Genomic DNA, 4,246 nt, shown 5'->3' on the forward strand with positions numbered 1-4,246 from the left:
GCCGCGACCGAAACCGACTGACCGACAGCAACCAACGACACGGGGGTCACGTTTCAACCGCCCAAAATGGGTCAAATTTCAGCCGCCCCCGACAGTCGCTGTCTGCGGCGGCGTAGATCGCATCCGCCGCCAGGCCGCACGGCATCCTCGTATGCGGATACGCAGATCGGATTTTCCATCGGCCGTATATCCGCTCAGGGCCGTTTGACCGCAACTTATCTCAGAGTTGACGCTTCTCTGACATTTTCCGGTGATTCGGCCGACGCGGCGCGCGAAAGTAACATTCCCTGACCTCGACTGGAATGCGCGACTCTTGCCTGTTCCGGGAGCTCGAAAGAGACTCGCTAGACAAACCGGCCCGCGAAAAATAATTCCGTGGAAAACGTTCGTGGAGGAGCACGGTGAAACAAGAGCTGATCGCGCAAGAAGGCGCCCCCTATGCACAGATCATGGGTGTGGGCGCGTATCGCCCGCGTCGTGTCGTCGACAACGAGGAGGCATGCCGACTCATCGACTCCTCGGATGACTGGGTGCGTTCCCGCACAGGGATCGTCACACGGCGGTGGGCAGGTCCGGACGAGACCCTGGGAGTGATGGGGGAGCAGGCCGCCCTCAAGGCCGTCGCGGCCGCGGGTCTCAGCACGGCGGACATCACCTGCGTCATCGCCGCTACCTTCACGCACCTCAAGCAGACGCCGGCGATCGCGACGGAGATAGCCCAGCGGATCGACGCCACGGGGGCAGCCGCCTTCGACGTGTCGGCGGGCTGTGCCGGTTTCGTCCACGGGGTCGTGCTCGCGGCCGACTCCATCCGCAGCCGCGGCGGTCATGTTCTGGTCGTCGGTGTGGAGCGGATGACCGACCTGCTGAACTTACGCGACCGGTCCACCGCCTGCATCTTCGGGGACGGCGCCGGTGCTGTGGTGATCGGGCCCGCCGATACCCCCGGATTCGGTCCGGCGGTCTGGGGCGCGGATGGGTCCCAGGCGGACGCGATCGAGCAGAGCATTCCGTGGGACGCGCTCAAGAACGGCACCAAAGAGCACGAATTTCCGTATCTGCGGCAGGAAGGGCAGCGGGTTTTCCGCTGGGCTGCCTACGAGATGGCGGAGGTCTCGAAGCGGGCGCTGGCGGCCGCGGGAATGTCAGCATCCGACCTCGACGTCTTCATTCCGCATCAAGCAAACGTCCGCATCATAGACACGCTTGCGAGGCGCATCGGCCTGCCGGGAACTACCGTCGTCGCCAAGGACATCGTGACGGCCGGCAACACCTCGGGTGCCTCCATCCCGCTGGCCCTGGACGCGGTGCTGTCCTCGGGGCAGGCCCGGACCGGAGACCGGGCCTTGCTCATAGGCTACGGGGCGGGCCTCTGCTACGCGGCGACCATCGCCGTCCTTCCGTAGTCGGCTCACCGCTCGGCGGCGGGAAAGGCGTCAACCCTCCGACGCGGCGCCAGACTCTGGACCGCCGCGTGCGGCCACGTGTCGGCCCAGTTGGAAGCCGACCCCGCGCACGGTCACTATCCACCCGGGGGAACCGAGTTTGTTGCGGATGTTGCTGATGTGCGTGTCAATGGTCCGGCGTGACCATGCGTCACCCCACACCTCCTGCATGATCCGCTTCCGCGGAAGGACGGTGTCGGGCTGAGAGGCGAGAAGGTGTACCAGGTTGAACTCCTTGCGGGTCAGGTCGATAGGGCGGCCGTCCAGCCTGACCTGGCGTGCGGACACGTCGATGAGCAGAGGGCCGTGCGAGATCACCGACGGAGTCGTCGGTGCTGTGTGGCCCTGGCAGCGGCGCATCACGGCTTCGATGCGTGCCATGAGTTCGCGGAAACCATAAGGCTTGACGAGATAGTCGTCGGCTCCAGCCTGCAGGCCGAGGACCCGGTCCAATTCGCTGCCGCGTCCGGTGACGGCGATGACGGGGACAGAGCTGCCGGCGCGGATGCGCCGACAGATCTCGAGACCGTCGAGATCGGGCAGGTCGAGATCCATGAGGACGATATGGGCGCGCTCGTACGAGTCCAGGGCGGCCATGCCCGTAGCGACCCGTTCCGCCTCATGACCTTGCCGTAGCAGGCTCTTCACCAGCGAATCCGCACACGCCGTGTCGCTGTCCACCACGAGTATGCGCCACGCGACGGTCGACTGCGCGACGTGCTCCGCGGTGAAGGCCCACTGGTGTCCCGGGTGCTCCGGCCGATGGCGGCTGTGCCTATTGCGTGTCAGCGCCAGGTGCGGACGACTGCTGGCAGTGCTCACGCTTCCCCCTTGTCGGGCTTACCGCGCGGGAATCCGGCGGGACCCTGCTCACGCCACTCCTGGCTCAGGTTTCGTCTGCGCCTTCTGTTCGAGCTCCCGTGCTAGCTCCAGCCATGCTCCGGCGCACGACCGGGCCAACTCGGCGACGGAGTTCCGCCAGTGCGGTGGCACGGCATCGATCAGCTCGCACCATTCGACGGGCTCGATCGCATGGCCGTCGACCCACCGGACGAAGGCGCGGCCGTTCTCCGCGTACCGCACTGCGGGATCCCTGCTCAGACTGCCCACCACCGAGCGCCAGTCCGTGCTCTGACGGGTGCTGCCCGCTCTGTGCTGCCGTGACTCCGCCGGGCCGTCGGCGGACGGACCCGGCTCCTGGGCGGTGCCGCGTTGCGAGCCCAGGACCGGGTCCCGGCCCGCTCGCAGACGTTCACGCACGTCTCGGGCTGTCCCCACCGAGACGCCGGCCTCTCGGGCGATGGTCCGCAACGGTGCGTCGGGCTTTTCGGCGATGACCTCGCTCGCCCGCCGCCTGCCCGCCGCACCGTGCACGGGACGGACCCGTCCGTCTCTCCCCACCCGGCCGCCCTCCGCTGCGGCCGGGACACCGGAACGACGTCGGATCGCTCCCACCGTCGTGTGGGACAGCCCGGAAGCGGCCGCGACGGTCCGGTCCGACCAATGCGGGTAGTTCGCGAGGATCCGGTCGGCCGCAGCCTCGCGATCCGTCAGCGAAAGCGGCAGTCCGTGCTTGATGTTGGCGTCGACGGCTCGAAGAAATGCCTCGCTGTCGTCCCCCTCGAAGAACGTGACGGAGATGGCCTCCTCGCCCCGGAACTGCGCAGCCCGCACCCGGTGCATGCCGTCGATCACCCGCATCGTGCTCCGCTGGACAAGAATCGGCGGAAGATCCCGGGCCATGGCCAGTAGCTCTACGTGTTCGGGGTTCTCCCCGGTCAGCCGGGGTGAGTCGGCGGGCGCCAATGAGGAGATCGGCACCAGCATGGGGGCCGTCCCATCCAGCGCGGCGGTACCCTCCACTTGTGCCTTTCGTGTCGGCAATTCGCTGTCGGCAGAGTAGCTTTCTAATTTTAGGGCCTCTACATTGCTCCACATACGACCACTTGCCTGTCAGAGGGTAGGGGTTGGGCACGTACGCAGCCGGTCCCGCGGCGGCCGCCGACCGTGGTCCAAGGCCGACACTGCATGTGTTTTCCAGCATCGGAAAGCGATATGCCTTCCATCCGCATCATCGCCATCCGGTCAGGATGTGAGCAACACCACTAGGGCTCCAAGGTGGGTAGTGACCACTGCTCGATCGAGTAGTGGACGGGCTGGAAGCCGGTCCGCTAACGTCGTCACCGAATACGCAAGAATATAATGGCCTCATTTCCAGCCGTGGTTGACCAGTTGGCGGAAGCGACATATCAGAATGCCGGGGAGAGCGCCCTCATGCGCGGGGCCAGGCGATCGGCAGCGCAGCAGATTAATTCCGTTGACAATCGCCTCCGGACTCGACAGGTCGACCGCAAGGGTAGTTCGCGGTGACAAATTCAAGGTGACTGCCGAGCCGCACCGGAGGTACGCGCCCCCCCCCGGGCCGTGCCAGCGTCCTCGCAGGAGAGAATAGAATTCGACCTTGATCACGGGAACGCCCTGACCGACGTCGTCTGTCCCAAGTTCCAGCGAGTGTCGCGCGAAGTGAGCTTCGGCCGTTCCATCACGTTGACCGTGGGTGCGGGTGCGCGCCTCATGAGATCGGCACCTGTTCCGCAGGAGCTACACGGCGGCGCAGAGCTCTGACGGATGAGTGATGAGTTGAATTGATGGCTGTCTCGGTGATGCCGTTCGATGTACGGGAATGTAGTGGCGGTGGACCAACAATGAACTCTTCTCGGTAACGCCTCGTGACGTTTTGTGATCTTCGTTCAGGCGGTGCGGCCGTGCTCGAGCTGGAGCAGGACGAGGGCGGCTCGGGC

At 65.8% G+C, this 4,246-nt stretch carries 3 protein-coding genes; 1 reads left to right on the forward strand and 2 read right to left on the reverse strand.

Features of this window, described 5'->3' with window-relative positions; genetic code table 11:
• Positions 1–401 precede the first annotated feature (401 nt).
• Positions 402–1,406 (forward strand): beta-ketoacyl-ACP synthase 3, encoded by a 1,005-nt coding sequence (locus tag AB0J04_RS45400; protein WP_363174599.1) that lies wholly within the window; start codon positions 402–404, stop codon positions 1,404–1,406.
• 30 nt (positions 1,407–1,436) lie between these two features.
• Here the strand turns inward: AB0J04_RS45400 and AB0J04_RS45405 are convergent, their stop codons facing one another.
• Both AB0J04_RS45405 and AB0J04_RS45410 read right to left on the reverse strand, forming a co-directional pair.
• Positions 1,437–2,135 carry a response regulator transcription factor gene (locus tag AB0J04_RS45405; RefSeq protein ID WP_363174601.1) on the reverse strand — a complete coding sequence of 233 codons (699 nt, stop codon included), beginning with the start codon at positions 2,133–2,135 and terminating at the stop codon, positions 1,437–1,439.
• A 180-nt stretch (positions 2,136–2,315) separates the two neighbouring features.
• On the reverse strand, positions 2,316–3,272 hold the full coding sequence (locus tag AB0J04_RS45410) for a ParB N-terminal domain-containing protein (RefSeq protein ID WP_363174600.1): 957 nt from the start codon (positions 3,270–3,272) through the stop codon (positions 2,316–2,318).
• Positions 3,273–4,246 lie beyond the last annotated feature (974 nt).

Source organism: Streptomyces sp. NPDC050263 (assembly GCF_040655955.1).
In the GTDB taxonomy this organism is placed as follows: domain Bacteria; phylum Actinomycetota; class Actinomycetes; order Streptomycetales; family Streptomycetaceae; genus Streptomyces.